Here is a 26,676-nt window from a genome sequence, read left to right as displayed (position 1 = left end):
TTCATCTATCCGCACCGGCGTTTTGACACCATGCACATCCAGAAGAAAACCCTGTTGGGCCTTGTCGCGATCCTGGTGGTGGCCGCCGGTGCCACCTGGACACTGACCCGCCCCGCTCCCGCCCGGCACGCGGGCAACGTGCCGATCCCGGTCAAGGTCATCGATGTGGTGCAACGGGACGTGCCGCGTTATGCCAGCGGCATCGGCACGGCCCTGTCGTTGCACAGCGTGGTGATTCGCCCACAGATCGACGGCATCCTCACCCGCCTGCTGGTCAAGGAAGGGCAATTGGTCAAGGAAGGCGACCTGCTGGCGACCCTCGACGACCGTGCGATCCAGGCCAATCTGTCCCAGGCCAGGGCGCAGTTGGCGCAGAGCCAGGCGCAGTTGCAGGTGGCCGAGGTCGACCTCAGGCGCTACAAGCTGCTGACCGTCGACAACGGCATCTCGAAACAGACCTACGACCAGCAGCAGGCCCTGGTCAACCAGCTCAAGGCCACCGCCCTGGGCAACCAGGCGGCGATTGCCGCGGCGCAGGTGCAACTGTCCTACACCCAGATCCGTTCGCCGGTGACCGGCCGGGTCGGTATCCGCTCCGTCGATGAAGGCAATTTCCTGCGCATGAGCGATGCCCAGGGCCTGTTCTCCGTGACCCAGATCGATCCGATCGCCGTGGAATTCTCCCTGCCGCAACAGATGCTGCCGACCCTGCAGGGATTGCTCGGCGCCGACCAGCCGGCGGCGGTGAAAGCCTACCTGGGTGACGAAGGCCACAGCGACAGCCTGCTCGGCGCCGGCTACCTGACGCTGATCGACAACCAGGTCTCGGCCACCACCGGCACCATCAAGGCCAAGGCCGAGTTCAGCAACCCGAACCAGAAGCTGTGGCCGGGCCAACTGGTCAATATCAAGATCCAGACCGCCCTCGATCGCAGCGTCCTGGTCGTACCACCGACGGTGGTGCAACGCGGCCTGGATGGCTACTTCGTCTACCGGGTCAAGGGCAAGGGCGTGGAAGTGGTACCGGTGCAGGTGCCCTACCAGGACAGCGAACAGAACATCATCCAGGGCGTGCGGGCCGGTGATCAGTTGGTCAGCGACGGCCAGTCGCGGCTCAAGCCCGGTTCCCTCGTCGAGATACTCGGTGCCCCCAAGCTGGCTGAACAAGCCGTGGCCGGGGAGCCCAAGCCATGATCAAGGACAGCCGTGGCGTCTCGGCCTGGTGCATCAATCACCCGGTGGCGACCATCCTGCTCACCTTCGCTCTGGTCCTGCTCGGGCTGATCGCCTTCCCGCGGCTGCCGCTGGCGCCGTTGCCGGAGGCCGAGTTCCCGACCATCCAGGTCTCTGCCCAACTGCCCGGTGCCAGCCCGCAGACCATGGCGTCCTCGGTGGCGACGCCGCTGGAGGTGCAGTTCAGCGCCATCCCGGGCATGACCCAGATGACCTCCAGCAGTGCTCTGGGCACCACCACCCTGACCCTGCAGTTCACCCTGAGCAAGAGCATCGACACCGCCGCCCAGGAAGTCCAGGCGGCGATCAACACCGCCTCGGGCAAGCTGCCCAAGGACATGCCGACCCTGCCGACCTGGCGCAAGGTCAACCCGGCCGACAGCCCGGTGCTGATCCTCAGCGTCAGTTCCAGCCAGATGCCCGGTACCGAACTGAGCGACTACGCCGAGACCCTGCTGGCCCGCCAGCTCAGCCAGATCGACGGTGTCGGCCAGATCAACATCACCGGCCAGCAGCGCCCGGCCATTCGCGTGCAGGTCTCGGCGGATCGCCTGGCGGCCATCGGCCTGACCCTGGCGGACATCCGCCTGGCGATCCAGCAGACCAGCCTCAACCTGGCCAAGGGGGCACTTTACGGCAAGTCGAGCATCTCGACGCTGGCAACCAACGACCAGTTGTTCCAGCCGGAGGAATACGGCGAACTGATCGTCTCCTACAAGAACGGCGCGCCGGTACAGCTCAAGGACATCGCCCGGGTGGTCCGTGGTTCCGAGGATGCCTACGTGCAGGCCTGGTCCGGCGACGTGCCGGGAGTCAACCTGGTGATCTCCCGCCAGCCGGGGGCGAACATCGTCGAGACCGTCGACCGCATCAAGGCCGCCCTGCCCGGCCTCGAAGCCATGTTGCCGGCCTCGGTGCAGGTCAAGGAACTGATCGACCGTACACAGACCATCCGCGCCTCGCTGCATGAAGTGGAAATGACCCTGTTGATCGCCGTGCTGCTGGTGGTGGCGGTGATGGCGCTGTTCCTGCGCCAGCTGTCGGCGACCCTGATCGTCTCGGCGGTCCTCGGCGTGTCGCTGGTGGCCAGCTTCGCGCTGATGTACGTGATGGGCTTCAGCCTGAACAACCTGACCCTGGTGGCGATCGTCATCGCCGTCGGCTTCGTGGTCGACGACGCGATCGTCGTGGTGGAAAACATCCATCGGCACCTGGAGGCCGGCGACGGCATGCGCGAGGCCGCCATCAAGGGGGCCGGGGAAATCGGCTTCACCGTGGTCTCCATCAGTTTCTCGCTGATCGCCGCCTTTATCCCGCTGCTGTTCATGGGCGGCGTGGTCGGCCGGCTGTTCAAGGAGTTCGCCCTGACCGCCACCTCGACCATCCTGATTTCGGTAGTGGTTTCACTGACCCTGGCGCCCACCCTGGCCGCCCTGTTCATGCGCGCGCCGATGCACCACGAACACGCCAAGGCGACCTTCGGCGAGCGCCTGCTGGCCATCTACGAACGCGGATTGCGTCGCGCCCTGAACCACCAGAAACTGATGTTCGCAATCTTCTGCCTGACCCTGGGCCTGGCCGTCGCCGGCTACGTGTTCATTCCCAAGGGTTTCTTCCCGGTCCAGGACACCGGCTTCGTGCTGGGCACCACCGAGGCCGCCGCTGACGTCTCGTTCGATACCATGGTGGCCAAGCACAAGGCCCTGGCCGAGATCGTCGCCGCCGACCCGGCGGTGCAGGCGTTCTCCCATTCGGTGGGGGTCTCGGGCAGCAACCAGACCATCGCCAACGGCCGCTTCTGGATCGCCCTCAAGCCACAGGACCAGCGCGACCTGTCCGCCAGCGCCTTCATCGACCGGATCCGCCCGAAACTGATGCGGATCCCCGGCATCGTCCTCTACCTGCGCGCCGGCCAGGACATCAACCTCAGCTCCGGTCCGAGCCGAGCCCAGTACCAGTACGTGCTCAAGAGCAACGACGGCGACACCCTGAACACCTGGACCCAGCGCCTGACGGAAAAACTGCGGGCCAACCCGGCGTTTCGCGACCTGTCCAACGACCTGCAACTGGGCGGCAGCATCACCCACATCACCATCGACCGCCGCGCCGCCGCACGCTTCGGCCTGACCGCCAGCGACGTCGACGAGGCCCTCTACGATGCCTTCGGCCAGCGCCAGGTCAACGAGTACCAGACCGAGACCAACCAGTACAACGTGATCCTCGAACTGGATACCGCCCAGCGCGGCAAGGCCGAGAGCCTGAACGACTTCTACCTGCGCTCGCCACTGACCGGCGAGATGGTTCCACTGTCGGCCCTGGCGCGCTTCGACGTGCCCACCAGCGGCCCGCTGTCGATCGCCCACGACGGCATGTTCCCGGCCGCCAACCTGTCGTTCAATCTGAGCCCCGGCGTGGCACTGGGCGATGCGGTGCTGCTGCTCAACCAGGCGAAGAACGAGATCGGCATGCCGGCCTCCATCAGCGGCAACTTCCAGGGCGCCGCCCAGGCCTTCCAGAGCTCCCTGGCCAGCCAGCCGTGGCTGATCCTCGCCGCGCTGGTGGCGGTGTACATCATTCTCGGCGTGCTCTACGAGAGTTTCGTGCACCCGCTGACGATCATCTCCACCCTGCCCTCCGCCGGCCTCGGCGCACTGATCATGCTCTGGCTGCTGGGCCAGGACTTTTCGATCATGGCACTGATCGGCCTGGTGCTGCTGATCGGCATCGTGAAGAAGAACGGCATCCTGATGATCGACTTCGCCCTCGAGGCCCAGCGTGGCGGACTGACGCCCCAGGAAGCCATCTACAAGGCCTGTCTCACCCGCTTCCGGCCGATCATCATGACCACCCTGGCGGCCCTGCTCGGCGCCCTGCCGCTGATGCTCGGCCACGGTACCGGTGCCGAGTTGCGCCAGCCGCTGGGCATCGCCGTGGTCGGCGGCCTGTTGGTCAGCCAGGCGCTGACGCTGTTCACCACGCCCGTCATATACTTGTGGCTCGAGCGGCTTTTCCATCGGCCCCAACCGGCAGCCGTGCCGGCGATCACTCATTGAGGCTGGGTCATGCGTGTCCTGATTATCGAAGACGAAGAAAAAACCGCCGACTACCTGCATCGGGGTCTGACCGAACAGGGCTACACCGTCGACCTGGCGCGTGACGGTGTCGGCGGCCTGCACCTGGCGCTGGAGAGCGATTACGCGGTGATCGTGCTCGACGTGATGCTGCCGGAGCTCGACGGCTTCGGCGTGCTCAAGGCCCTGCGGGCACGCAAGCAGACGCCAGTGATCATGCTCACCGCCCGCGAGCGGGTCGAGGATCGCATCCGCGGCCTGCGCGATGGCGCCGACGACTACCTGGGCAAACCGTTCTCCTTTCTCGAACTGGTGGCCCGCCTGCAGGCGCTGACCCGCCGTAGCGGTGGCGGCCATGAGCCGGTGCAGATCAGCGTGGCCGACCTGTGGGTCGACCTCATCAGCCGCAAGGCCAGCCGCGCCGGCCAGCGCCTGGACCTGACCGCCAAGGAGTTTTCCCTGCTCAGCGTCCTGGCCCGGCGCCAGGGGGAAATCCTTTCGAAGACGGCGATTGCCGAGATGGTCTGGGACATCAATTTCGACAGCGATGCCAACGTCGTCGAGGTGGCGATCAAGCGCCTGCGCGCCAAGCTCGACGGCCCGTTCGAGCAGAAACTGCTGCACACCATCCGTGGCATGGGCTATGTGCTGGAGAGCCGCGGTGTCGACTAACTCGATCGCCCTGCGCCTGAGTGCGATGTTCAGCCTGGTGGCGCTGCTGGTGTTCCTGCTCATCGGCGGTGCGCTGTACCAGCAGGTGGAAAAGGGCCTGGGCCTGCTGCCCGAGGCCGAGCTGGATGCGCGCTACAGCGTGCTCGAATCCTCGATCAACCGTTTCGGCAACCCGGACCATTGGGGCAAGTTCAGCGCCAAGCTCAAGCAACTGGGTGAAGAGGACAAGCGCATCCGTTTCTGGGTGGTCAGCGGCGACCCGAACTACGAGTACGGTGCCCCCGACGCACAGATCCGCGCGTTCGCCGCCGGCCCCAAGGGCATGCGCGACCTGCACTTGCCGGGGCATGCCTATCCATTCAAGGTACTGCTCAACACGATGCCGGCCAAGGACCAGCGCCCCCCCCTGCAGTTTCTGATCGCCATCGACACCGAAACCTTCCGCCAGACCCAGCACCAGTTGCTGATCGCCCTGGTCAGTCTGGCGATCATTGGTGTGCTGCTCGCCTCGGCTCTGGGCTACTGGGTGGCCCGGATCGGCCTCCAGCCGTTGATAAAGCTGTCGCAGGAGGCCGGCAAGCTGGCCCCACCACGCCTGACCGGACGCCTGCAACTGTCACCGCTACCGCCGGAACTCAGCCAGTTCGTCAACTCCTTCAATTCGACCCTGGAACGGGTGGAACAGGCCTATTCGCGCCTGGAATCGTTCAACGCCGATGTCGCCCACGAACTGCGCTCGCCGCTGACCAACCTGATCGGCCAGACCCAGGTGGCGCTGACCCGTGGACGCTCCGCCGAGCATTATTTCGAGGTACTGCAATCGAACCTCGAGGAACTGGAGCGCCTGCGTTCGATTATCAACGACATGCTGTTCCTCGCCAGCGCCGACCAGGGCAGCAAGGCCACCAAGCTGATCAGCACCTCGCTGGCGGCGGAGGTCGCGACGACCCTGGACTACCTGGACTTCATCCTCGAAGACGCCCAGGTCCGGGTCGAGGTCAGCGGCGATGCCATGGTGCGGATCGAGATCGCCCATCTGCGCCGGGCGCTGATCAACCTGCTGAGCAACGCCGTGCAACACACCGCGCCCGGCCTGGTGATCCGGGTACGCATCGAGCAGGACGGCGAGCACGTGACGATCGCGGTCTCGAACCCTGGAGAGCGCATTGCCAGCGAGCATCTGTCGCGGCTGTTCGAACGTTTCTACCGGGTCGACGCCTCGCGCAGCAACAGCGGCGCCAACCATGGCCTGGGGTTGGCGATCGTCAAGGCGATCGCGCTGATGCACGGCGGCGATGTGTTCGTGCGCAGCGGCGATGGCGTCAACACCTTCGGCATTCACCTCCCCGCCTGACGCCCCACCGACAGGGACTGTTGCCCAGAACGTAACAGTCCTTCAAACGGGCCGGTCTTTTTTCAGGCCCACCGGGCATTTAACCTTGCCTCAACCAACAGCACTTGCTCAGCAAGAAGGTTCTTTAAAATGTCCAGTTCCATGGGTATGGCCAGTCTCTTTGTTCTCTCCGCTGTGATGTTGTCGCCTCTGACCCACGCCGAGGAGTCCCAGTCCTTCGTCGCACAGAATGCTGCACGGGCCGCTGCCCGCCAGGGTCACGCCGAGATGACCGCCAAGGCCAGAAGCCTCGTGCCAGAGCAGCACAGCTCGGCCAGCCCGGTTCACTCGGACAACACCGGGGACAGCTGAGCCCTGCCCGCCAACCGCTTCCCTCTCCATCGATCCAGCTTTCCGCCCGGGGTCGATGGTTTCAAAGGCCGCTGAAACAGCGGCTTTTTTTATTTCCGTGTCCCGTCCTGAATAAGGTTTACACCTCCCATCGCGGCGGCGGCAGCCATTCGGCGGCCGACCGGGTAGTCGATGAACACCGGGTCATCGTCGACTACCCGGTGAATATCTTCTAGCATTCGGTACAAGGACCGGCCAGTGAATGCTGGCCTTTTTAGCGATGGGGCTTTGTACAGGCACCAACAACCCCGAGCCCCATGAGGTTTGCCATCAATCACTTTTCGAACCGTTCGGCAATGCCGCGCCTGTTGCTGGTACTGGGCAGCGGCCTGAGCGTCAGCGCGATCCTCGGCATCGTCGTCTATCTGCTGATCCGCGAGCGGGGCAGCGCCGAACTGGTCGCCACGCGTGCCGCGACGAACATCGTGCAACTGATCGACGCCGACGTCCTGCGCAATGCCGAACTCTACGACAAGTCATTGCAGGACCTGATTGCCGCGGCGCGGCGCGAGGATCTCAAGCACGTCTCACCGCAGATTCGCCACCTGGCATTGTTCGACAACGCCACCGCAGCGCCGCAGAAGGGCGACATCCTGCTGCTCGACAAACACGGCGAGGTGATTGCCGACTCGTCCTCGATCGAACCCCGGTCAGGCAATTTCGCCGACCGCGAATACTTCAAGGCCCATATCGACAACCCGAGCCCGGCGATGATGATCAGCCATCCGTTCCTTGCCCGCGGACGCATCATCGACTGGCGCATCAGCTTCAGCCGCCGGGTCTCGTCGCCCGAAGGCGAGTTTCTTGGGGTCGCCCGCGCCGCCATACGCCTGAGTTACTTCAACGAGCTGTTCAAGACCCTGAATATCGGTACCAGCAGCACGGTCAACCTGCTCAGCCGCGACGGTATCCTGCTCGCCCAGGAGCCGCTGATGAGTGCCGACATCGTCGGCAAGGATTTCAGCCAGCGGCCCAACTTCCTGCGTATCGTGCGCGAGGGCAATGGCAGCTTCAGCGCGATCTCCAGGATCGACGGCAAGCAGCGGCTGTATACCTTTTCCCAGGTCGGCGAGTTGCCGCTGATCGTGGTGGTGGCCCTGTCGGAGGAGGAAGTCTATGCCGCCTGGTGGCGTACCACCTGGCTGGTGGGCAGCGCCACCGGTGCCTTGTGCGCCGGCCTGTTGTGGCTGAGCTGGCTGCTCGCGCGGGAACTGCGCCGACGCCAGCGGGCCGAGCAGGAACTGGCTGAACTGGCCACCACCGACAGCCTCACCGGTATCGCCAACCGCCGGGCGCTGGACCAGTCGTTGCTGCACGAATGGAACCGTGCGCAACGCTCAGGCCAGCCACTGTCGCTGCTGATGATCGATGCCGACCACTTCAAGGCATTCAATGACAGCCATGGTCATCCGATGGGGGACGAAGCGCTGCGCCGAATCGCCCGGGTGATCGGCGAGAACATTCGCCGCCCGGCGGATCTGGTCGCGCGTTTTGGCGGCGAGGAGTTTGCGGTGATCCTGCCACAGACCGACGAGACCGGAGCCCGTTGCCTGGCCGAGAAGATCAGGAATGCCATCCGGCAGATGCCACCGCTGCTCGCCGGAGCACGCCCCATGACGGTCAGCATCGGTGCCTGCACCCGGCTGGTTTCCCGCGAGGCCGTTGCCGACGGCGCCAACGTCGGGCACCTGCTGCAGGCTGCCGACCAGGCGTTGTACCACGCCAAGCACAGCGGCCGCGATCAGGTGGTGCACATCGCGGAGTTGGAGCGACAGGCATAAAAAAAGGCTGCCCGAGGGCAGCCTTTGAAGAACAACAAAAGGAGAGTCGTTACACGGCCGCGACGGGACGCATGTACGAGATCGGCGCCGTGCTGGCGTCTTCGAAAGTCACCACTTCCCAGGCATCCTTCTGCTCGATGAGCTTGCGCAGGAGCTGGTTGTTCAACGCGTGACCGGACTTGAAGCCCTTGAACTCGCCAATCAGGCTGTTGCCCAGCAGGTAGAGGTCACCGATGGCGTCGAGGATCTTGTGCTTGACGAATTCGTCTTCGTAACGAAGGCCGTCTTCGTTCAATACACCGTCCGAGTCGACCACGATGGCGTTTTCCACGCTGCCGCCGAGTGCGAGGTTGTGCTTGCGCAGGTACTCGATATCACTCATGAAACCAAAGGTACGGGCGCGGCTGACTTCCTTCACGAACGACGTGCTGGAGAAATCCACGCTGGCACTCTGGGTTCGGTCACGGAACACAGGGTGATCGAAATCGATCTCGAAGCTCACCTTGAACCCGTCGAAAGGCACGAAAGTGGCGCGCTTGTCGCCGTCTTCCACTGTGACTTCGCGCAGGATGCGGATGAACTTCTTGGCTGCGTCCTGTTCTTCCAGGCCGGCGGATTGAATCAGGAATACGAAGGGTCCAGCGCTGCCGTCCATGATCGGAACTTCGGACGCGGAGAGCTCGACGTAGGCGTTATCGATGCCCAGGCCAGCCATGGCCGAGAGCAAATGCTCCACCGTGTCCACTTTGGTGTCACCGTTGACCAGGGTGGTCGACATGGTGGTTTCACCAACGTTTTCCGCGCGCGCAGGAATCTGCACCACAGGGTCGAGGTCGGCACGACAAAACACGATGCCGGTATCCACGGGCGCGGGTTTGAGGGTCAGGTAGACCTTCTCGCCCGAGTGCAGGCCGACACCTGTAGCACGGATAATATTTTTCAGGGTGCGTTGTTTAATCATGGCTTTGGCCGCTTCAGCGCAAATTGCGAACAGGTATCAACAAAGGCTGGCGATAATATCAGACCAGACCTTTGCTGAACACCAATCACCCTAATACTCCTGATACATTCCATCAATCGGCCTGGCGACGCAGGAAGGCCGGGATATCCAGATAGTCCAGATCGTCCTGCGGGTTCATCTTCGCGGCAGTCGCGGCACCGGCCTGGGCCTGGTTGCGCATGACGGTCGGACGATCCAGGTCACGATAGTTCACCGACGGCAGTTCCTGACGTGCGGCAGCCGGTGCCTGGGTGGCGGCTGGCTGGCTGGCGGCGGCCTGCAGGGTGTTGTCGATGACCTTCACAGGCTTCTCGATGCGGGCACCCAGGCCGGTGGCGACCACGGTCACGTGCAGTTCGTCGCGCATGTCCGGATCGATGACGGTACCGACCTTGACCATCGCCGCTTCCGAAGCGAAAGCCTCGATGATGCTACCCACGTCGGAGTACTCGCCCAGGGAAAGGTCCGGACCGGCGGTGATGTTGACCAGGATGCCGCGCGCGCCCTGCAGGTTGACGTCTTCGAGCAGCGGGTTGCGGATCGCCGCCTCGGTGGCTTCACGTGCACGGTTCGGACCGCTGGCACAGCCAGTGCCCATCATTGCCATGCCCATTTCGCTCATCACGGTACGCACGTCGGCGAAGTCGACGTTGATCATGCCCGGACGCTTGATGATGTCGGAGATACCGCGAACGGCACCGGCCAGCACGTCGTCGGCCTTGGCGAAAGCCGACAGCAGGCTGGCGTCCTTGCCCAGGATGGTCAGCAGCTTCTCGTTGGGAATGGTGATCAGCGAGTCGACGCTTTCGCTCAGGGCACGGATGCCCTCGTCGGCGATCTGCATGCGCTTGCGGCCTTCGAACGGGAACGGACGGGTCACCACCGCAACGGTGAGGATGCCCATTTCCTTGGCCACTTCGGCGATGATCGGCGCCGCACCGGTACCGGTACCGCCGCCCATGCCGGTGGTGATGAACACCATGTTGGTGCCCTGCAGCACTTCGGCGATGCGTTCGCGGTCTTCCAGGGCGGCCTGGCGGCCGACTTCCGGATTGGCACCGGCACCCAGGCCCTTGGTCACGCCGGTGCCCAGTTGCAGGATGGTCCGTGCGCCGATGTTCTTCAGCGCCTGGGCATCGGTGTTGGCGCAGATGAATTCGACGCCTTCGATGTTGGTCTTGACCATGTGGTTGACGGCGTTGCCGCCGCCACCGCCGACACCGATAACCTTGATTACCGGGCTTTGCGGGACGTTGTCTACGAGTTCGAACATGTTCCCTCTCCTTTCATTTCTCTAGTTTTTTCGCCTACTTCTACTGCTTTGAAACTTTAAAAGTTGCCCTGGACCCAGCGCTTCAGGCGCTCGAACACAGGTGCTTTCTGTTCTTCATCGCGATAGTCGTTTCTGTTGCCGCCGTTGTAACCGGACAGGGAAATGCCGTCCGACTGCTTTTGCAGCCCGTACAGCAACAGCCCCACGCCCGTTGAATAGATCGGATTGCGGACCACGTCGGAGAGGCCCTTGACGGTGTGCGGAACACCCAGGCGGACCGGCATGTGGAAAATTTCTTCGGCCAGCTCGACCGCGCCTTCCATCTTCGAGGTACCGCCGGTCAGCACGATGCCGGCCGGGATCAGGTCTTCGTAGCCGCTGCGCCGAAGTTCGGCCTGGATCAGCGTGAACAGTTCGTCGTAGCGCGGCTCGACCACTTCGGCCAGGGCCTGGCGGGACAGCTCGCGCGGCGGACGGTCGCCGACGCTCGGGACCTTGATGGTTTCGCCGGCACCGGCCAGCTTGGCCAGGGCGCAGGCGTAACGGATCTTGATCTCTTCGGCATACTGGGTCGGAGTGCGCAACGCCATGGCGATATCGTTGGTCACCTGGTCGCCGGCGATCGGGATCACCGCGGTATGGCGGATCGCACCTTCGGTGAAGATCGCGATGTCGGTGGTGCCGCCGCCGATGTCCACCAGGCACACGCCCAGCTCCTTCTCGTCGTCGGTCAACACCGAGTAGGCCGAGGCCAGTTGCTCGAGGATGATGTCGTCGATTTCCAGCCCGCAACGACGTACGCACTTCTCGATGTTCTGCGCCGCGTTCACCGCACAGGTGACCACGTGGACCTTGGCTTCCAGACGCACACCGGACATCCCCAGGGGCTCGCGCACGCCTTCCTGGTTGTCGATCACGTAATCCTGCGGCAGGGTGTGCAGGACCCGCTGATCGGCCGGAATCGCCACGGCCTGGGCCGCATCGAGCACGCGCTCGAGGTCCGCCGAACTGACTTCACGATCACGGATGGCAACGATGCCGTGGGAGTTCAGGCTGCGGATGTGATTGCCCGCCACGCCGACGAACGCCGAGTGAATCCGGCAGCCGGCCATCAGTTGCGCCTCTTCCACCGCCCGCTGGATCGACTGGACGGTCGACTCGATATTCACCACCACGCCCTTCTTCAGGCCGCGGGAAGGATGGGTACCGATACCGACGATTTCCACTGTGCCATCGGCCGCAACCTCGCCCACCAGCGCCACCACCTTGGAGGTGCCGATATCCAGTCCGACGATCATTTTGCCGCTTTGCACGTTTGCCATGGTCCTGCCTCTTCTTAATTCTTCGCAACGGCGGGTTTGTCCGCTACGGGTGCCACAGGTTCCCGCCATCCGACGGCCAGGCCGTTGGCGTAGCGCAGATCGATGCTGGCAATGTTCGTAATCTGTTCTTTCAGCGTTTTTTCATAAATGGCAATGAAACGGCGCATCTTCTCGACCAGATGGTCGCGGCCCAACAACAACTGGATACCCGGCCCCGCGCTGCCCGCGCCGGTGGTCAGGAACCAGCTGCCCCGTTCCCGCAGCTCCAGCCTGGCGATGGAGAAACCCAGCGGGCGCAACATCTGGCTCAGGACCTGGTACTGCTGCATCACCTGCTGCTGGGCCCGCTGCGGGCCGAACAGCTGTGGCAGGTGCTCGTAGTTCGCCAGCTCCCTCGGCGCGAACGCCTGGCCCTGGTTGTTCAACAGTGCCTCGTCACCCCAGCGGGCCACAGGCAACTGCTCTTCCAGACGGATCACCACCTGGTCCGGCCAGACCCGGCGCACTTCGGCATGGGCGATCCACGGCATGGTTTCCAGCTCGGCGCGCATGCCCGCCAGGTCGATGGTGAAGAAGCTCGCCGCGACGTATGGAGCGATCCGCTGCTGCACCGCCTGCTGACTGATGTAGCTCAGGTCGCCCTGGACGTTGATCTTGCTGATCGGCCGGTCCGCATAGGGCAGCAGGCGCTGGGCGCCCTCGTAGGTGCCGAAACCCAGCGCCACCAGCAATACCGGCCACATCAGGCGCTTCAGGAAGCCGAAGTTGGCTTTCGGCAGGCGCGCCGATACCGGCTCCTTGGCCACCATTCGACTGGCGCCCCGCGGCATCGGCTTGTTGCGGCCGGAACCTGGTGGCTGATGACGAATCTGCGCGCCGTGCATGGCTGCTTAACCTCTCGGTCCTGGGTGGCAGGCGACACTTTCCGCCAGGATCGCCAGCACCAGTTGCTGGAAATCGAGGCCGGCCGCACGTGCCGCCATCGGTACCAGACTGTGGTCGGTCATGCCCGGAGCGGTGTTGACTTCCAGGAACCAGAACTGGCCGTCGGCGTCCTGCATCACGTCGGCACGCGCCCAACCGGCGATACCGAGCGCCTCGCAGGCTTTCGCCGTGAGGTCCATCAGTTCCTTTTCCTTGGTAGTGTCGAGACCACAAGGGATCCGATACTGGGTATCGGATGCCAGATACTTGGCGTCGTAGTCGTAGAACGAATGCGGGGTGCCGAGGGCGATCGGCGGCAGAACCTGGCCACGCAGCGTCGCAATGGTGAACTCGGGACCGTGAATCCACTGTTCGACCAACACTTGCGAATCGTAGATGGCGGCGGCTTTCCAGGCGGCGATCAATTCGTCGACGCCGGTCACCTTGGCCATCCCAATACTGGAGCCTTCATGGGCAGGTTTGACGATCAAAGGGAAACCCAGTTCCGCACCGGCTGAAATACAGTCGGCTTCACTGCCCAGCACCGCATGGCGTGGCGTCGGAATACCCAGGCTGTGCCAGACCTGCTTGGTGCGCAGCTTGTCCATGGCCAGGGCCGAAGCGAGGATGCCGCTACCGGTGTAGGGAATCTCCAGGCACTCCAGCAGGCCCTGCATGCTGCCGTCTTCACCACCACGACCGTGCAGGATGATGAAGGCACGGTCGATCTTCTCGTTCAGCAGGCGCTGCGGCAGATCGTCGCCCACGTCGATACCGAAGGCATCGACCCCCGCGCCCAGCAGGGCTTCGAGCACCGCGGCGCCGGACTTCAGCGAGACCGGACGTTCGGCGCTCTTGCCGCCGAACAGCACGGCGACGCGGCCGAAGTCCTTCGGCTCGAGGGTCGAGAACAGGTTGGCGTAGGCAGCGGTCATTTCGACTTCTCCGCGCCGGTTGCGGCAACCGCGCCCGCGAACAACGCGCTCTTGAGCAATTGCGGAGCGAGACCACCGATATCCCCGGCCCCCTGGCACAGCAGGATGTCGCCCGGTTGCAACAGCGGCTTGACCAGCGGCGCGAGATCGACGCCACGTTCGATGTAGATCGGGTCGAGCTGGCCGCGCTGGCGGATGCTGCGGCACAGCTGGCGGCTGTCCGCGCCGGGAATGGCTTCTTCACCCGCCGGATAGACTTCCATCAGCAGCAGTACATTGGCATCGGCCAGAACCTGGACGAAATCATCATACAGGTCGCGGGTACGGGTATAGCGGTGCGGCTGGTAGACCATCACCAGGCGGCGCTCCGGCCAGCCACCGCGCACGGCCTTGATCACCGCCGCGACTTCGGTCGGGTGGTGGCCGTAATCGTCGACCAGCATCACACTGCCGCCGTCCACCGGCAGTTCGCCGTAGACCTGGAAGCGCCGGCCGACGCCCTGGAAGCCCGAGAGTCCCTGGACGATGGCCTCGTCGCTGATGCCCTCGTCGGTGGCGATGGCGATGGTGGCCAGAGAGTTCAGCACGTTGTGGTTGCCCGGCATGTTCACCGAAACGTCCAGCGGCTCGCGATCGCGGCGCAACACGGTAAAGTGGGTCTGCATGCCGGACTGACGAATGTTGATCGCACGCACATCGGCGTCTTCGTGGACGCCGTAGGTCACGGTCGGACGGGCGATATGCGGCAGGATCTCACGTACCACCGGATCGTCCAGGCAGACCACGGCCAGGCCATAGAACGGCAGGTTGTGAAGGAACTCGACGAAGGTCTTCTTCAGCTTGCTGAAGTCGCCCTCGTAGGTGTCCATGTGGTCGGCGTCGATGTTGGTGACCACGGCGACCAGCGGCTGCAGGTGCAGGAAGCTGGCGTCGCTTTCATCGGCCTCGGCGATCAGGTAGCGGCTGGTGCCGAGCTGGGCATTGGTACCCGCGGCGTTCAGCCGACCGCCGATCACGAAGGTCGGATCGAGGCCGCCAGCGGCGAAAACCGACGCGATCAGGCTGGTGGTGGTGGTCTTGCCATGGGTGCCGGCCACGGCGATGCCGTGGCGATAACGCATCAGTTCGGCGAGCATCTCGGCCCGCGGCACCACCGGAATGCGACGCTCCAGGGCGGTGGCGACTTCCGGGTTGGATTTGTTCACCGCGCTCGACACCACCAGCACGTCGGCGCTGGCGGCGTTCTCGGAACGATGGCCGATGAAGATCTTCGCGCCAAACGACTCGAGCCGCTCGGTGACCGGCGAGGTTTTCAGGTCGGATCCGGACACTTCGTAGCCCAGGTTCAGCAGCACTTCGGCGATGCCGCACATGCCCACGCCGCCGATGCCGACGAAGTGGATGCGACGGATGCGGCGCATTTCCGGTTGCGGGATGGCTTTCTGACTCTCAACCATGGGCCACCTCCAGGCAGATCTCGACGACGGTGCGGGTGGCATCGGGCTTGGCCAGGCGGCGTGCGGTGCTCGCCATGGTGTTCAGTCGTTCCGGTTGCATCAAAACCTCTGTCAGGCGTGCCGCCAGATCGGCGGCGCCAGTCGTTCTTTGCGGCAGCAGGAAGGCAGCGCCTTCCCCGGCCAAATATTCGGCATTGCGGGTCTGGTGATCGTCGATCGCATGGGGCAGAGGCACCAGCAACGAAGGCAGACCGGCAGCAGCCAGTTCACTGACGGTCAGCGCACCTGCGCGACAGACCACCAGGTCGGCCCAGCCATAGGCTTGGGCCATATCCTTGATAAACGGCGCCACCTGGGCCTCGACGCCCGCCGCCTTGTAGCGTTCGGCGGTCACTTGGTCGTGGTTGCGGCCAGCCTGGTGGAAAACCTCCGGGCGGCACTCGACCGGCACCTGGGCCAGGGCTTCGGGCAACAGCTTGTTCAACGGTTCGGCACCGAGGCTGCCACCGAGGATCAGCAGGCGCGCCGGCCGACCGCCCAGGGCCTGACGCGGGGTTTCCAGGAACAGCTCCGAGCGCACCGGGTTGCCGGTGGTACGACGTTTGTCCGAGGCGCCGAAGGTGTTCGGGAAAGCTTCGCAGACCCGGGCCGCCAGCGGCACCAGTAGCCGATTGGCGGTACCCGCCACGGCGTTCTGCTCGTGCACGATCACCGGCACGCCCGCCAGGCGCGCGGCGACGCCACCAGGGCCGGTGACATAACCACCGAAGCCCAGTACGCAGACCGGCTTGAGCCGGCGAATCAACTTGCGTGCCTGCCAGACCGCCCGCAGCAGCACGAATGGTGCCTTGAGCAGCGACAGCTTGCCCTTGCCACGCAGGCCGGCGACGTTGATCAGGTGCAGCGGCAGACCGGCATTGGGTACCAGTTCGTTTTCGATACCACGCGGCGTGCCGAGCCAGTGCACGGTGAAACCACGGGCCTGGAATTCGCGGGCACAGGCCAGCGCCGGGAACACGTGGCCACCGGTGCCGCCGGCCATGATCAGTACGTTAGCGCCCATGGGGAGTGTCCTCCGCAAAGTCGCTTTCATCGAATTCCATCTCTTCGCTGCCCAGGTGGGTTCGACTCTCCCACTCGATGCGCAGCAACAGGCCCAGACAGGCACAGCAGATCACCAGGGAACTGCCACCGTAACTGAGGAACGGCAGGGTCAGGCCCTTGGTCGGCAGCAAGCCGACGTTCACGCCGATGTTGATCAGGAACTGGCCGATCCACAGGAACGCCAGGCCGTAGGCCATGTAGGCGGCAAAGAACTGCTTGGCCTTCTCCGCCCACAGGCCGATGTACATGGCCCGCACACTGACGAACACGAACAGCGCGACGGTGCACAGCGAACCCACCGCGCCCAGTTCTTCGGCGAGTACGGAGAAAACGAAGTCGGTATGGGCTTCGGGCAGGTAGAACTGCTTCTGCACGCTGTTGCCCAGCCCCACGCCCAGCCACTCGCCACGACCGAAGGCGATCAGCGCCTGGGTCAACTGATAGCCGGAGCCGAACTGGTCGGCCCAGGGGTCGGTAAAGGTGGTCAGACGGGCCATCCGGTAGGGTTGCGCCTTGATCAGCACCACCACCGCGACCACCGCCAGCAACACCATCAAGCCGAAACGCAACAGCCCGACGCCGCCAAGGAACAACATCGCCGCGGCGGCCCCCATCATCACCACGGTGGCCCCGAAGTCCGGCTCCATCAGCAACAGGCCGGCCATCGGCAACAGCACGATGAACGGTTTGAAGAACCCCATCCAGCTCTCGCGCACTTCCTTCTGCCGACGTACCAGGTAGCCGGCGAGGTAGATCACCACGAACACCTTGGCGATTTCCGAAGGCTGCACGTTGAAGAAACTGAAACCGATCCAGCGCATCGAGCCGTTCACCTCACGGCCGATACCCGGCAGCAACACCATCACCAGCAGACCGAAAGCACCGACCAGCATCATGAAGCCCATGCGCTGCCAGGTGGCGATCGGCACCATCATCGTGGCGATGCAGGCACCCACGCCGATCACCAGATAGATCAGGTGGCGGATCATGTGGTACAGCGCGTTGCCCGATTGCACGGCAGCCACTTCGGAGGAAGCCGAGGTGATCATCACCAGGCCAAGGCCGAGCAGCGCCAGGCAGCCGGCGAGCATCGGGAAGTCGACGTCGACCCCACGCCCGGTGATGATCGGCGACGGATACGGCTTGAGGATATTGAAATTCATGCCAAGCCCTCCACGGCACTGGCGAACAGCCGCCCGCGCTCCTCGAAGTTCTTGAACATGTCGAGGCTCGCGCAGGCCGGCGACAACAGCACGGCATCGCCGGCCTGGGCCAGTTCGGCGCAACGCAGTACCGCTTCGTCCAGGCTCTGCACACGAATCAATGGCACCTCGTCGCCCAGGGCCTGGGCCAGGAGTTCGGCATCGCGACCGAGCAGGGCCACCGCCCGGCAGTTGGCCGCGACCGGCGCGCGCAGGGCGGAGAAATCCGCGCCCTTGCCGTCGCCGCCGGCGATCAGCACCAGCTTGCCATCGATGTCGGCACCCAGGCCTTCGATGGCCGCCAGCGCGGCACCGACGTTGGTGGCCTTGGAGTCGTTGTAGTAGTTCACGCCGTTGTGCTCACGCACCCACTGGCAGCGATGCTCGAGACCGCCGAAGGTGCGCAGGCTCGACAGCATCGCGTCGAACGGCAAGCCCACGGCATGCCCCAGTGCCAGCGCTGCCAGGGCGTTGGACTGGTTGTGGGCGCCACGAATCTTCAGCTCGCGCACCGGCATCAGGTTCCGGAATTCGAAGGCCAGGTATTTCTCGCCGTCTTCCTCGCGCAGGCCAAAACCCTTGAAGTCCGGCTTGCCCAGGCCGAAGGTCCAGCAAGGCAGGCCTTCGCCCATCAGCGGCCGGGACAGGGCATCCTGGCGGTTGACCACCACCTGCTTCGCTCCGCGGAAGATCCGGTGCTTGGCCAGGTGATAGGCCGGCAGACCGCTGTAGCGGTCCATATGGTCTTCACTGATGTTGAGCACGGTCGCTACTGCGGCGTTCAACTGATCGGTGGTTTCCAGCTGGAAGCTCGACAACTCCAGCACGTACAGTTCGATATCGTCGCCGAGCAGGTCCAGTGCCGGGGTACCGAGGTTGCCCCCGACCGCCACGCGCTTGCCGGCGGCGACGGCCATCTCGCCCACCAGGGTGGTCACGGTGCTCTTGGCGTTGGAACCGGTGATCGCGACGATCGGTGCCTTCGCGTTACGCGTGAACAGCTCGATATCACCGGACAACTTCACGCCACGGGCCGCCGCGGCCTGCAGGGCCGGGGTCGCCAGGGCCAGGCCGGGGCTCACGTAGAGCTCGTCGGCACGGCAGAGAAACTCGACATCCAGCTCGCCACAACGCACTTCCACCTGTGGATAGTCACGGCGCAGCGTGGCCAGTTCCGGCGGATTCTCCCGCGTGTCGGCCACCGCAAAGGCAACGCCCCGGTTCGCCAGGAAGCGAACCAGGGACATGCCGCTCTTGCCGAGGCCGACAACGATGCGGAAGTGGTCAGAAGCGATCAGCGACACGGGTTCTACCTCAGCTTCAGGGTGGCAAGGCCGATCAGCACCAGGATCACGGTGATGATCCAGAAACGGACGATCACGCGTGGCTCGGGCCAGCCCTTGAGTTCAAAATGGTGGTGAATCGGTGCCATGCGGAACACCCGGCGACCGGTCATCTTGAAGGAGGCGACCTGGATGACCACCGACAGGGTCTCCATGACGAACACGCCGCCCATGATGAACAGCACGATTTCCTGGCGAACGATCACCGCGATGGTGCCCAGCGCCGCGCCCAATGCCAGGGCACCGACGTCGCCCATGAAGACCTGGGCCGGATAGGTGTTGAACCAGAGGAAGCCCAGGCCGGCACCGATCAGCGCGCCGCAGAACACGATCAGTTCACCGGCACCCGGTACGTAGGGGATCAGCAGGTATTCGGCGAACTTCACGTTACCCGACAGGTAGCAGAAGATGCCCAGCGCACCGCCGACCATCACCGTCGGCATGATCGCCAGGCCGTCGAGGCCGTCGGTCAGGTTGACCGCGTTGCTCGAACCGACGATCACGAAGTAGGTCAGGATCACGAAACCCACGCCCAGGGGAATGCTGACGTCCTTGAGCATCGGCACGATCAGGGTGGTTTCCACCGGGGTCTGGGCGGTCATGAACAGGAAGATCGCCGCCCCCAGGCCGAACACCGACTGCCAGAAGTACTTCCAGCGGCTAGGCAGCCCGCGGGAGTTTTTCTCGATCACCTTGCGATAGTCGTCGACCCAGCCGATGGCGCCGAACAGCAGGGTGACCAGCAGCACCACCCAGACATAACGGTTATGCAGATCCGCCCACAGCAGGGTGCTGACGCCGATGGACGACAGGATCAGCGCGCCCCCCATGGTCGGCGTGCCGGACTTGGACAGGTGCGATTGCGGGCCGTCGTTGCGAACTGCCTGGCCGATCTGCAGGTTCTGCAGGGTACGAATCATCCACGGGCCCAGGAACAGCGACAGAGACAACGCGGTCAGCACCCCGAGAATCCCGCGCAGGGTCAGGTACTGGAAGACCGCGAAGCCTTTGTAGAACTGTTGCAGGTACTCCGCTAGCAGCAGCAGCATTAATGCGTCTCTCCCTTGATATGAGGCGCAGGTCCGCACAGAGCCGCCACGACGTTTTCCATCGCCGCGCTGCGCGAACCCTTGATCAAAATGGTGGTGTTGGTGTCTTGCTCGGCGCCAAGCGCCTCGATCAGATCGGCCTGGGTGGCGAAATGACGAGCGTGCTGGCCAAATGCGTCGACGGCGTGGGCCATCATCGGTCCCACCGCATACAGCGCGGAAACCTTGCCTGAGGCGTAAGCCCCTACTTCACGATGCCCCTGCTCCGCCCACTCGCCCAACTCGCCGATATCTCCGAGCACCAGGACGGTGCGGCCGGAAAAGCCGGCAAGTATATCAACGGCGGCGCACATTGAGGTGGGGTTCGCGTTGTAGGTATCGTCAATCACACGAATGCCATTGATTGCCAACTGCGCGACCGTCCGACCCTTGACCGGCTGCACCGCTTCCAGGCCGGCGACGATGCCCGGCAGGGACACGCCCAGCGCATGGCCGGCGGCGGCGGCGGCCAGGGCATTGGCGACGTTGTGGGTACCCAGCAGATTCAGTCGAACCGTCGCCGAGCCGTCAGGAGCGCGCAGCTCGAATTGCGGGCAGCCACGCGGGTCGCGGGAAACGGCGCTGGCGTGGAAGTCGGCGCTGTCGTTGTCCAGGGCGAAGCTCAGCACCTTGCGGGCACCGGCCCGGAGCTTCCAGATAGGGAAAGCCTTGTCGTCCAGGTTGAGCACGGCAGTGCCGTCGACCTCCAGCCCCTCGATGATCTCGCCCTTGGCCTCGACGATCTTCTCGGGGCCACCGAACTCGCCGACATGGGCGGTTCCGGCATTGTTCAGGATCGCCACGTGGGGCTTGGTCATGGCGACGGTGTAGGCAATCTCGCCAATGCGCGAAGCGCCCAGTTCGATCACTGCGGCGCTGTGCTCCGGCGCCAGCTCGAGCAGGGTCAGCGGCACGCCCAGATCGTTGTTCAGGTTGCCCCGGGTCGCCAGGACCAGACCGCGGGTACGCAGGATGCTCGCGAGCATCTCCTTGACCGTGGTCTTGCCGCTGGAACCGGTCACCGCCGCCACCGGCTGCCTGAACAACCCACGATTCAGTGCCCCAAGCTGCCCCAGGGCCAGTCGGGTATCGCGAACCACCAACTGCGGCAGCGGGCTGTCGGCAACTTCGCGCTCAACCAGCGTCGCGACGGCGCCCTTGGCCGCCACGTCATCCAGGTAATCATGACCATCGAAACGCGGCCCGGTCAGGGCAACGAACAGTTGTCCAGGCTGAATCGACCGGCTGTCGATGCTCACCCCGGAGAAGTCGGCATCGGCCGCCCTCAGGCGACCGGACAAGGCATTGGCGACAACACTCAACTTCATGGTTTCAAGCATCGGCGGCCTCCCAGGCATCCAGAGCCTTGGCGGCCTCGACCAGATCGGAGAAAGCGTGGCGCACGCCATTGATTTCCTGATAGTCCTCGTGGCCCTTGCCAGCCAGGACAAGCACATCGTCGGCACTGGCGGCAGCGATCAGCTGGGCAATCGCCAGGCCACGACCGGCCACGAAACGCACGGCATCGGGCGCGGCAAAGCCGGGACGGATGTCATCGAAGATCTGCCGGGGATCCTCGGTACGCGGGTTGTCGTCGGTCACCAGCACGCTGTCGGCCAGACGCTCGGCCAGTTCGGCCATCAGCGGGCGCTTGCCGCGATCGCGGTCGCCGCCACAGCCGAACAGGCAACGCAGTTGCCCCTTGGCGTGCGGCCGCAAGGCCAGCAGGACCTTTTCCAGGGCATCCGGTGTGTGTGCATAGTCGACCACCACCAGCGGACGCGTACCGCCGCCCAGGCGCTGCATGCGGCCGGCCGGGCCCTCCAGTTGCGGGAGTACCCGCAGGATTTCATCCAGGGCGTAGTCCAGGCCCAGCAAGGCGCCGACGGCCGCCAGCACGTTACTCAGGTTGAAGCGGCCGAGCAGCGTGCTGCGCAGATGATGCTCGCCCTGCGGGGTCACCAGCGTCGCGCGCACGCCTTCGTCACCGAACTGGGCGTCACGGCAATACAGGTAGGCACTGCTGTCCTGCAGGCTGTAGGTGATCAGTCGCGATTCGTGCTCGCGAGCAGCCAGTTGCCGGCCGAAGTCGTCGTCGAGGTTGATGACCCGGCAACGCAGGTTGGCCCAGTCGAACAGCTTGGCCTTGGCGGCACCGTAGGCCTCCATGGTGCCGTGATAATCGAGATGATCGCGCGAGAGATTGGTCAACACCGCCACGTCGAACGCCAGGGCGCTGACACGGCCCTGATCCAGGCCGTGGGAGGAAACCTCCATGGCTACAGCCTTGGCACCGGCGTTTTTCAAGTCCGCCAGGGTCGCCTGCACGGCAATCGGGTCCGGCGTGGTGAGCATGCCGCTGTTCAGCGCGCCATGAAAACCACTGCCCAGGGTACCGAGAATCCCGCAATGCTGGCCGAGCAGGTCCAGGGCCTGGGCCACCAGTTGGCTGACACTGGTCTTGCCATTGGTACCGGTGACACCGACCAGGTTCAACTGCCGGCTCGGCTCGCCATAAAAGCGCCCGGCGATATCAGACAACTGCGCGGTCAGGCCCTTGACCGGAATCAGCGGCGCATCGGTGATCGGCAGTACGGTCGCCCCCTCGGCCTCATAGGCGACCGCCGCCGCACCACGTTGCAGGGCATCGGCAATATGGCTGCGGCCATCGACCTTGCCGCCGGGCACGGCGAGGAAAAGGTCCCCGGCGCGAACCTTGCGGCTGTCGAGCGCCAGTTCGCGAATCAGCAGATCGCGGCCGGCATGGGGGAAAATCTTGTTCAGGCTCAAGGACATCAACCACGTCCTCCTTTGACAGGTTCCGGCGCGGCGATGGCCTGCTGCTGCGGAATACTCGACAGGTCATCCGGGCTGACGTTCATCAGCCGCAGGGTACCGGACATCACCTTGCTGAAGACCGGCGCCGACACCAGGCCACCGAAGTAACCGGCCTTGCTCGGCTCGTCGATCACCACCACGATGGCATAGCGCGGGTCGCTCATCGGGCCGAAGCCGGCGAACAGCGAGCGATAGGAGTTTTCGGCATAACCCTTGGTGCCGACCGAAGTCTTGCGCGCGGTACCGGACTTGCCGGCGACATGATAGGCCGGGACCTTGGCACGCCAGACCCCCCGCGGCGCCTCGATCACCTGTTGCAACATGCCCTGCATGGTCTTGGCGACCTTTTCCGGGATGACCTGGGTACCCTCGGGCATCTTATCGGTCTTGATCAGGGTCAGCGGCACGATCTTGCCGTTGTTGGCCAGGGCCGAAAACGCGTGCACCAGTTGGATGGCGGTCACCGACAGGCCGTAGCCGTAGGACAGCGTCGCGGTTTCGGCCTTGCGCCACTCACGGTAGTTCGGCAGGTTGCCCACGCGCTCGCCGGGGAAGCCGAGGCCGGTGTCCTGGCCCAGGCCGACTTTCTGCATGACACGGAAAATCGCCTCGCCACCGATATCGAAGGCGACCTTGCTCATCCCCACGTTACTGGAATTGATCAGGATACCGGTCAGGTCGAGCACCGGGCCTTCGGTCTTGGAGACGTCGCGGATAGTGTACTTGCCCAACTGCAGGGTGCCGGGATAGACCTCGACCGTGTCGCTGGGCTTCCAGCGTCCGGTTTCCAGGGCAGCACTCATGGAGATCGGCTTCATGGTCGAACCCGGTTCGAACACGTCGATCATCGCGCGGTTGCGCATCATCGCCGGCTGCAGGTTGCGACGGTTGTTCGGGTTATAGGTCGGCTGGTTGACCATGGCGAGGATCTCGCCGGTCTTCACGTCCATGATCACCAGGCTGCCGGCTTTCGCGCCGTTTTCCACCAGGGCGTTGCGCAGTTCGCGATTGGCCAGGTACTGCAGGCGCAGGTCAATGGACAACGCCAAGGGCTTACCGGCCTTGGCGTTCTTGGTTACCTGGACATCCTTGATCAGCCGACCGCGCCGGTCCTTGATCACCTGTCGCTTGCCGGGCACCCCGGCCAGCCACTCGTCGTAAGCCAGCTCCACCCCTTCGCGCCCGTGGTCGTCGATATCGGTAAAGCCGACCATATGAGCCGCCACTTCACCGGCCGGGTAGAAACGCCGGAACTCCTCGATGCCATAGACGCCCGGAACCTTGAGGTCGAGCACGGCCTGGCCCTGCTCCGGGGTCAGGCCACGGACCAGATAGATGAACTCCTTGTTGGCCTGTTGCTCCAGGCGCTCGGCCAGTTGTTTGGGATCCTGCCCAAGCGCCTGGGCCAGGGCCGGCCAGCGGTCCTTGGCAAATTGCATTTCCTTGGCGTTGGCCCACAGCGTGGTCACCGGCGTACTCACCGCCAGGGGCTCGCCGTTACGGTCGGTGATCAGCCCGCGGTGCGCGGGAATCGGGATGTGACGCATGCTGCGCGCGTCACCCTGACCGATCAGGAACTCACGGTCGATGACCTGCAGGTCGACAATCTTCCAGCTGATATAGCCGACCATGAGCGCCAGTGCGCCGAGCACCACGCGGAAACGCCACGGATAAAGGGCTCCCTCGAGCTTCATCATGGCGCCACCATCCTGACTTCGGACGGGCTGGGAATGCGCATCTTCAGTTGCTCGGTGGCCAGGGTCTCGATACGGCTATGGGCGGTCCAGGTGCTCTGTTCGAGGATCAGCCGCCCCCACTCGGCCTGGGCCTTGTCACGCACGCTCAGCTCGTTGTAGAGCGAGTTGAGCAGTTGACGGTTCCAGTGCGCGCTATAGGACACGCCGATGGCGGACACCAGCACGGCGACAAATAGCAGGAACATGAAAAAGCTCCCACCTGGAAGTGGCTTGGCGTAGAGCTTGCTCACCGCAATTTCTCCGCAACGCGCATGACGGCACTACGGGCACGCGGGTTGGCCTTGAGCTCGGTTTCGGAGGCGAACTGGGCCTTGCCGTGTACCTTGATGCGTGGTTCGAACGCCTGATGGCGGACCGGCAGATTACGCGGCAGGTTATCTTCCTCGCCCTTGACCAGACGACGCATGAACAGCTTGACGATGCGATCTTCCAGCGAGTGGAAGCTGATCACCACCAGGCGACCGCCGACTTCCAGAGCTTCCAGCGCCGCTTCGAGGCCGGCTTCGAGATCGCCCAGTTCATTGTTGACGTGAATGCGCAGGCCCTGGAAAGCCCGCGTTGCGGGGTTCTTGCCCTTCTCCCAGGCCGGGTTGGCGACCTTCAGCACCTCGGCCAGATCGGCCGTGCGTTCGAAGGGTTTGATTTCACGGCGCTCGACCACGGCACGGGCCATGCGACCGGCGAAACGCTCCTCGCCGTACTCCTTGAAGACCCGGGCAATTTCCTCCACCGGCGCGGTGGCGATGAACTCGGCGGCACTGATACCCCGCGAGGGGTCCATGCGCATGTCCAACGGGCCATCGTTCATGAAGCTGAAGCCACGCTGCGGGTCATCCAGCTGTGGCGAGGAGACGCCCAGGTCGAGCAGGATACCGTTGACCTTGCCCGACATCTGACGCTCGGCGACCTCCAGCCCCAGCTCGGCAAAGCTGCGCTGCACAACGACAAAGCGGCCGTCTTCGGCCGCTAGCGCTTGCCCGGTGGCAATCGCCTGTGGATCCTTGTCGAAACCGAGAAGCCGACCATCCGGTCCGAGCCGGCTGAGAATCAGGCGGCTATGCCCGCCCCGACCGAAGGTGCCATCCAGATAGCAGCCATCAGGGCGTACGGCGAGAGCCTCGACAGCTTCGTCAAGCAGTACGGTGATGTGGTTAAAGCCGCTATCAATAGTCACAGGATCAGATCACGCAGTTCATCAGGCATCGCGCCCGGTTGTTGAATGGCCGCCAGGTCCGCTGCAGCAACAGCATTCCAGGCGTCCTCGTCCCACAGTTGAAACTTGTTCAGTTGGCCCACCAGCATCGCGCGCTTATCCAGCTTCGCGTATTCACGCAGGCGCGGCGGCACCAGAAAACGGCCACTGCCATCGAGCTCGAGATCGACGGCATTACCAATCAGCAAACGCTGCAGGCGGCGGTTCTCCTCCCGCAGCGATGGCAGCGCACGCAACTTGGTTTCAATCACTTCCCACTCGTCGAGTGGATATACACATAAGCAGGGATCGACCGCATCGATGGTGACGATCAGTTGTCCGGAACTACGCGAATCGAGCTCGTCACGGTACCGACTCGGCATGGCGAGACGGCCCTTGGCATCGAGACTGATAGCGTTGGCTCCGCGAAACACAGCTGCGTTTCTCCAAATATTAGCGTTTTACGTCCAAAAAACCCACTTCATGCCACTTTCCTCCACTTGCGCACACTATAGGAATGCGCCCACCACACCGTCAAGGCGCGGTCTTAAGGAAAACCCTTACAGAACGGAGATTTAGGAGCGTAAAAGGAGACTTTGCGAGAATTTGGAGAGGTTTCTTCCGGGCAAACTCGATGCACCTCAGAAACTTGAGCTCAGAAGTTAAAGTGTTTTCTTAAGAGTAAGATTTTTTCGATATTACAAATGCGCTTCTGCCAGCGATTGCGGGCAGGGAGGGAA

At 63.9% G+C, this 26,676-nt stretch carries 22 protein-coding genes; 6 read left to right on the top strand and 16 right to left on the bottom strand.

The features are described from left to right. Positions 1 to 30: 30 nt before the first annotated feature. The 6 genes from K675_RS0117865 to K675_RS0117840 all read left to right on the top strand — a co-directional run bounded on the left by K675_RS0117865 (position 31) and on the right by K675_RS0117840 (position 8,501). Positions 31 to 1,194: an efflux RND transporter periplasmic adaptor subunit gene (locus K675_RS0117865; protein ID WP_026145302.1), complete on the top strand. Its 1,164-nt coding sequence runs from the start codon at positions 31 to 33 to the stop codon at positions 1,192 to 1,194. After that, a complete protein-coding gene (locus K675_RS0117860) occupies positions 1,191 to 4,286 on the top strand; it encodes a multidrug efflux RND transporter permease subunit (RefSeq protein WP_017904852.1) in 3,096 nt (1,031 codons plus the stop codon). Before K675_RS0117865 ends, K675_RS0117860 begins: the two co-directional genes overlap by 4 nt. A 9-nt stretch (positions 4,287 to 4,295) precedes the next feature. Then, entirely contained in the window at positions 4,296 to 4,976 is a 681-nt protein-coding gene (locus tag K675_RS0117855) for a heavy metal response regulator transcription factor (protein ID WP_017904851.1), read from the top strand. Then, positions 4,966 to 6,330 carry a heavy metal sensor histidine kinase gene (locus tag K675_RS0117850; RefSeq protein WP_017904850.1) on the top strand — a complete coding sequence of 455 codons (1,365 nt, stop codon included), beginning with the start codon at positions 4,966 to 4,968 and terminating at the stop codon, positions 6,328 to 6,330. Before K675_RS0117855 ends, K675_RS0117850 begins: the two co-directional genes overlap by 11 nt. 129 nt (positions 6,331 to 6,459) lie before the next feature. Beyond that, positions 6,460 to 6,681 (top strand): hypothetical protein, encoded by a 222-nt coding sequence (locus tag K675_RS0117845; protein WP_017904849.1) that lies wholly within the window; start codon positions 6,460 to 6,462, stop codon positions 6,679 to 6,681. Between the two features lie 335 nt (positions 6,682 to 7,016). Further along, positions 7,017 to 8,501, top strand: coding sequence for a sensor domain-containing diguanylate cyclase (locus K675_RS0117840; RefSeq protein ID WP_017904848.1), 1,485 nt, complete (start codon positions 7,017 to 7,019; stop codon positions 8,499 to 8,501). A gap of 49 nt (positions 8,502 to 8,550) precedes the next feature. Here K675_RS0117840 and lpxC read toward each other — a convergent pair whose 3' ends face one another. The 16 genes from lpxC to mraZ form a co-directional block, all read right to left on the bottom strand. Next, positions 8,551 to 9,462, bottom strand: a complete 912-nt coding sequence (gene lpxC, locus K675_RS0117835; protein ID WP_010452622.1) for a UDP-3-O-acyl-N-acetylglucosamine deacetylase — start codon at positions 9,460 to 9,462, stop codon at positions 8,551 to 8,553. Between the two features lie 112 nt (positions 9,463 to 9,574). Further along, positions 9,575 to 10,774, bottom strand: a complete 1,200-nt coding sequence (gene ftsZ, locus K675_RS0117830; protein ID WP_017904847.1) for a cell division protein FtsZ — start codon at positions 10,772 to 10,774, stop codon at positions 9,575 to 9,577. A gap of 56 nt (positions 10,775 to 10,830) precedes the next feature. After that, on the bottom strand, positions 10,831 to 12,096 hold the full coding sequence (ftsA, locus tag K675_RS0117825) for a cell division protein FtsA (protein WP_017904846.1): 1,266 nt from the start codon (positions 12,094 to 12,096) through the stop codon (positions 10,831 to 10,833). 14 nt (positions 12,097 to 12,110) lie between these two features. Next, positions 12,111 to 12,980 carry a cell division protein FtsQ/DivIB gene (locus K675_RS0117820; RefSeq protein ID WP_017904845.1) on the bottom strand — a complete coding sequence of 290 codons (870 nt, stop codon included), beginning with the start codon at positions 12,978 to 12,980 and terminating at the stop codon, positions 12,111 to 12,113. A 6-nt stretch (positions 12,981 to 12,986) separates the two neighbouring features. Further along, the gene (locus K675_RS0117815; RefSeq protein WP_017904844.1) at positions 12,987 to 13,955 is read right to left on the bottom strand and encodes a D-alanine--D-alanine ligase; all 969 of its coding nucleotides are present in this window, start codon (positions 13,953 to 13,955) and stop codon (positions 12,987 to 12,989) included. After that, the gene (gene murC / locus K675_RS0117810) at positions 13,952 to 15,412 is read right to left on the bottom strand and encodes a UDP-N-acetylmuramate--L-alanine ligase (RefSeq protein WP_017904843.1); all 1,461 of its coding nucleotides are present in this window, start codon (positions 15,410 to 15,412) and stop codon (positions 13,952 to 13,954) included. The genes K675_RS0117815 and murC overlap by 4 nt, the downstream gene beginning before the upstream one ends. Continuing rightward, positions 15,405 to 16,475, bottom strand: coding sequence for an undecaprenyldiphospho-muramoylpentapeptide beta-N-acetylglucosaminyltransferase (gene murG, locus K675_RS0117805; protein ID WP_017904842.1), 1,071 nt, complete (start codon positions 16,473 to 16,475; stop codon positions 15,405 to 15,407). Before murG ends, murC begins: the two co-directional genes overlap by 8 nt. Continuing rightward, positions 16,465 to 17,679 carry a putative lipid II flippase FtsW gene (gene ftsW, locus K675_RS0117800; protein ID WP_017904841.1) on the bottom strand — a complete coding sequence of 405 codons (1,215 nt, stop codon included), beginning with the start codon at positions 17,677 to 17,679 and terminating at the stop codon, positions 16,465 to 16,467. The genes murG and ftsW overlap by 11 nt, the downstream gene beginning before the upstream one ends. Then, positions 17,676 to 19,022: a UDP-N-acetylmuramoyl-L-alanine--D-glutamate ligase gene (gene murD, locus K675_RS0117795; protein ID WP_017904840.1), complete on the bottom strand. Its 1,347-nt coding sequence runs from the start codon at positions 19,020 to 19,022 to the stop codon at positions 17,676 to 17,678. Before murD ends, ftsW begins: the two co-directional genes overlap by 4 nt. A gap of 5 nt (positions 19,023 to 19,027) precedes the next feature. Continuing rightward, a complete protein-coding gene (gene mraY, locus K675_RS0117790) occupies positions 19,028 to 20,110 on the bottom strand; it encodes a phospho-N-acetylmuramoyl-pentapeptide-transferase (RefSeq protein WP_017904839.1) in 1,083 nt (360 codons plus the stop codon). Then, a complete protein-coding gene (locus K675_RS0117785; RefSeq protein WP_017904838.1) occupies positions 20,110 to 21,489 on the bottom strand; it encodes a UDP-N-acetylmuramoyl-tripeptide--D-alanyl-D-alanine ligase in 1,380 nt (459 codons plus the stop codon). The genes mraY and K675_RS0117785 overlap by 1 nt, the downstream gene beginning before the upstream one ends. Beyond that, positions 21,482 to 22,945 carry a UDP-N-acetylmuramoyl-L-alanyl-D-glutamate--2,6-diaminopimelate ligase gene (locus tag K675_RS0117780; RefSeq protein ID WP_017904837.1) on the bottom strand — a complete coding sequence of 488 codons (1,464 nt, stop codon included), beginning with the start codon at positions 22,943 to 22,945 and terminating at the stop codon, positions 21,482 to 21,484. Before K675_RS0117780 ends, K675_RS0117785 begins: the two co-directional genes overlap by 8 nt. Further along, complete coding sequence (locus K675_RS0117775) at positions 22,945 to 24,681, bottom strand: peptidoglycan D,D-transpeptidase FtsI family protein (RefSeq protein WP_198291659.1); 1,737 nt, start codon at positions 24,679 to 24,681, stop codon at positions 22,945 to 22,947. The genes K675_RS0117780 and K675_RS0117775 overlap by 1 nt, the downstream gene beginning before the upstream one ends. Then, complete coding sequence (gene ftsL / locus K675_RS0117770; RefSeq protein ID WP_017904835.1) at positions 24,681 to 24,974, bottom strand: cell division protein FtsL; 294 nt, start codon at positions 24,972 to 24,974, stop codon at positions 24,681 to 24,683. The genes K675_RS0117775 and ftsL overlap by 1 nt, the downstream gene beginning before the upstream one ends. Continuing rightward, complete coding sequence (rsmH, locus tag K675_RS0117765; RefSeq protein ID WP_017904834.1) at positions 24,971 to 25,918, bottom strand: 16S rRNA (cytosine(1402)-N(4))-methyltransferase RsmH; 948 nt, start codon at positions 25,916 to 25,918, stop codon at positions 24,971 to 24,973. Before rsmH ends, ftsL begins: the two co-directional genes overlap by 4 nt. Then, positions 25,915 to 26,370: a division/cell wall cluster transcriptional repressor MraZ gene (mraZ, locus tag K675_RS0117760; RefSeq protein WP_017904833.1), complete on the bottom strand. Its 456-nt coding sequence runs from the start codon at positions 26,368 to 26,370 to the stop codon at positions 25,915 to 25,917. The genes rsmH and mraZ overlap by 4 nt, the downstream gene beginning before the upstream one ends. Positions 26,371 to 26,676: the final 306 nt, after the last annotated feature.

The sequence above is a fragment of the Pseudomonas fuscovaginae SE-1 genome (genome assembly GCF_000364705.1).
Taxonomy (GTDB): Bacteria; Pseudomonadota; Gammaproteobacteria; order Pseudomonadales; family Pseudomonadaceae; genus Aquipseudomonas; species Aquipseudomonas fuscovaginae_A.
The sequence above is the reverse complement of the archived record's forward strand: the minus strand, read 5'-3'. Positions and strand labels throughout refer to the sequence as shown.

Bases quoted from the DNA above. Each gene is read 5' to 3' on its own strand.
- K675_RS0117840 (WP_017904848.1), top strand. From the start codon at position 7,017: ATGCCGCGCCTGTTGCTGGTACTGGGCAGCGGCCTGAGCGTCAGCGCG.
- K675_RS0117775 (WP_198291659.1), bottom strand. From the start codon at position 24,681: ATGAAGCTCGAGGGAGCCCTTTATCCGTGGCGTTTCCGCGTGGTGCTC.
- ftsW (WP_017904841.1), bottom strand. From the start codon at position 17,679: ATGAATTTCAATATCCTCAAGCCGTATCCGTCGCCGATCATCACCGGG.
- ftsZ (WP_017904847.1), bottom strand. From the start codon at position 10,774: ATGTTCGAACTCGTAGACAACGTCCCGCAAAGCCCGGTAATCAAGGTT.
- mraY (WP_017904839.1), bottom strand. From the start codon at position 20,110: ATGCTGCTGCTGCTAGCGGAGTACCTGCAACAGTTCTACAAAGGCTTC.
- K675_RS0117780 (WP_017904837.1), bottom strand. From the start codon at position 22,945: ATGTCCTTGAGCCTGAACAAGATTTTCCCCCATGCCGGCCGCGATCTG.
- K675_RS0117845 (WP_017904849.1), top strand. From the start codon at position 6,460: ATGTCCAGTTCCATGGGTATGGCCAGTCTCTTTGTTCTCTCCGCTGTG.
- K675_RS0117855 (WP_017904851.1), top strand. From the start codon at position 4,296: ATGCGTGTCCTGATTATCGAAGACGAAGAAAAAACCGCCGACTACCTG.
- K675_RS0117865 (WP_026145302.1), top strand. From the start codon at position 31: ATGCACATCCAGAAGAAAACCCTGTTGGGCCTTGTCGCGATCCTGGTG.
- K675_RS0117820 (WP_017904845.1), bottom strand. From the start codon at position 12,980: ATGCACGGCGCGCAGATTCGTCATCAGCCACCAGGTTCCGGCCGCAAC.
- K675_RS0117815 (WP_017904844.1), bottom strand. From the start codon at position 13,955: ATGACCGCTGCCTACGCCAACCTGTTCTCGACCCTCGAGCCGAAGGAC.
- ftsA (WP_017904846.1), bottom strand. From the start codon at position 12,096: ATGGCAAACGTGCAAAGCGGCAAAATGATCGTCGGACTGGATATCGGC.
- K675_RS0117785 (WP_017904838.1), bottom strand. From the start codon at position 21,489: ATGCTTGAAACCATGAAGTTGAGTGTTGTCGCCAATGCCTTGTCCGGT.
- lpxC (WP_010452622.1), bottom strand. From the start codon at position 9,462: ATGATTAAACAACGCACCCTGAAAAATATTATCCGTGCTACAGGTGTC.
- murG (WP_017904842.1), bottom strand. From the start codon at position 16,475: ATGGGCGCTAACGTACTGATCATGGCCGGCGGCACCGGTGGCCACGTG.
- murC (WP_017904843.1), bottom strand. From the start codon at position 15,412: ATGGTTGAGAGTCAGAAAGCCATCCCGCAACCGGAAATGCGCCGCATC.
- K675_RS0117860 (WP_017904852.1), top strand. From the start codon at position 1,191: ATGATCAAGGACAGCCGTGGCGTCTCGGCCTGGTGCATCAATCACCCG.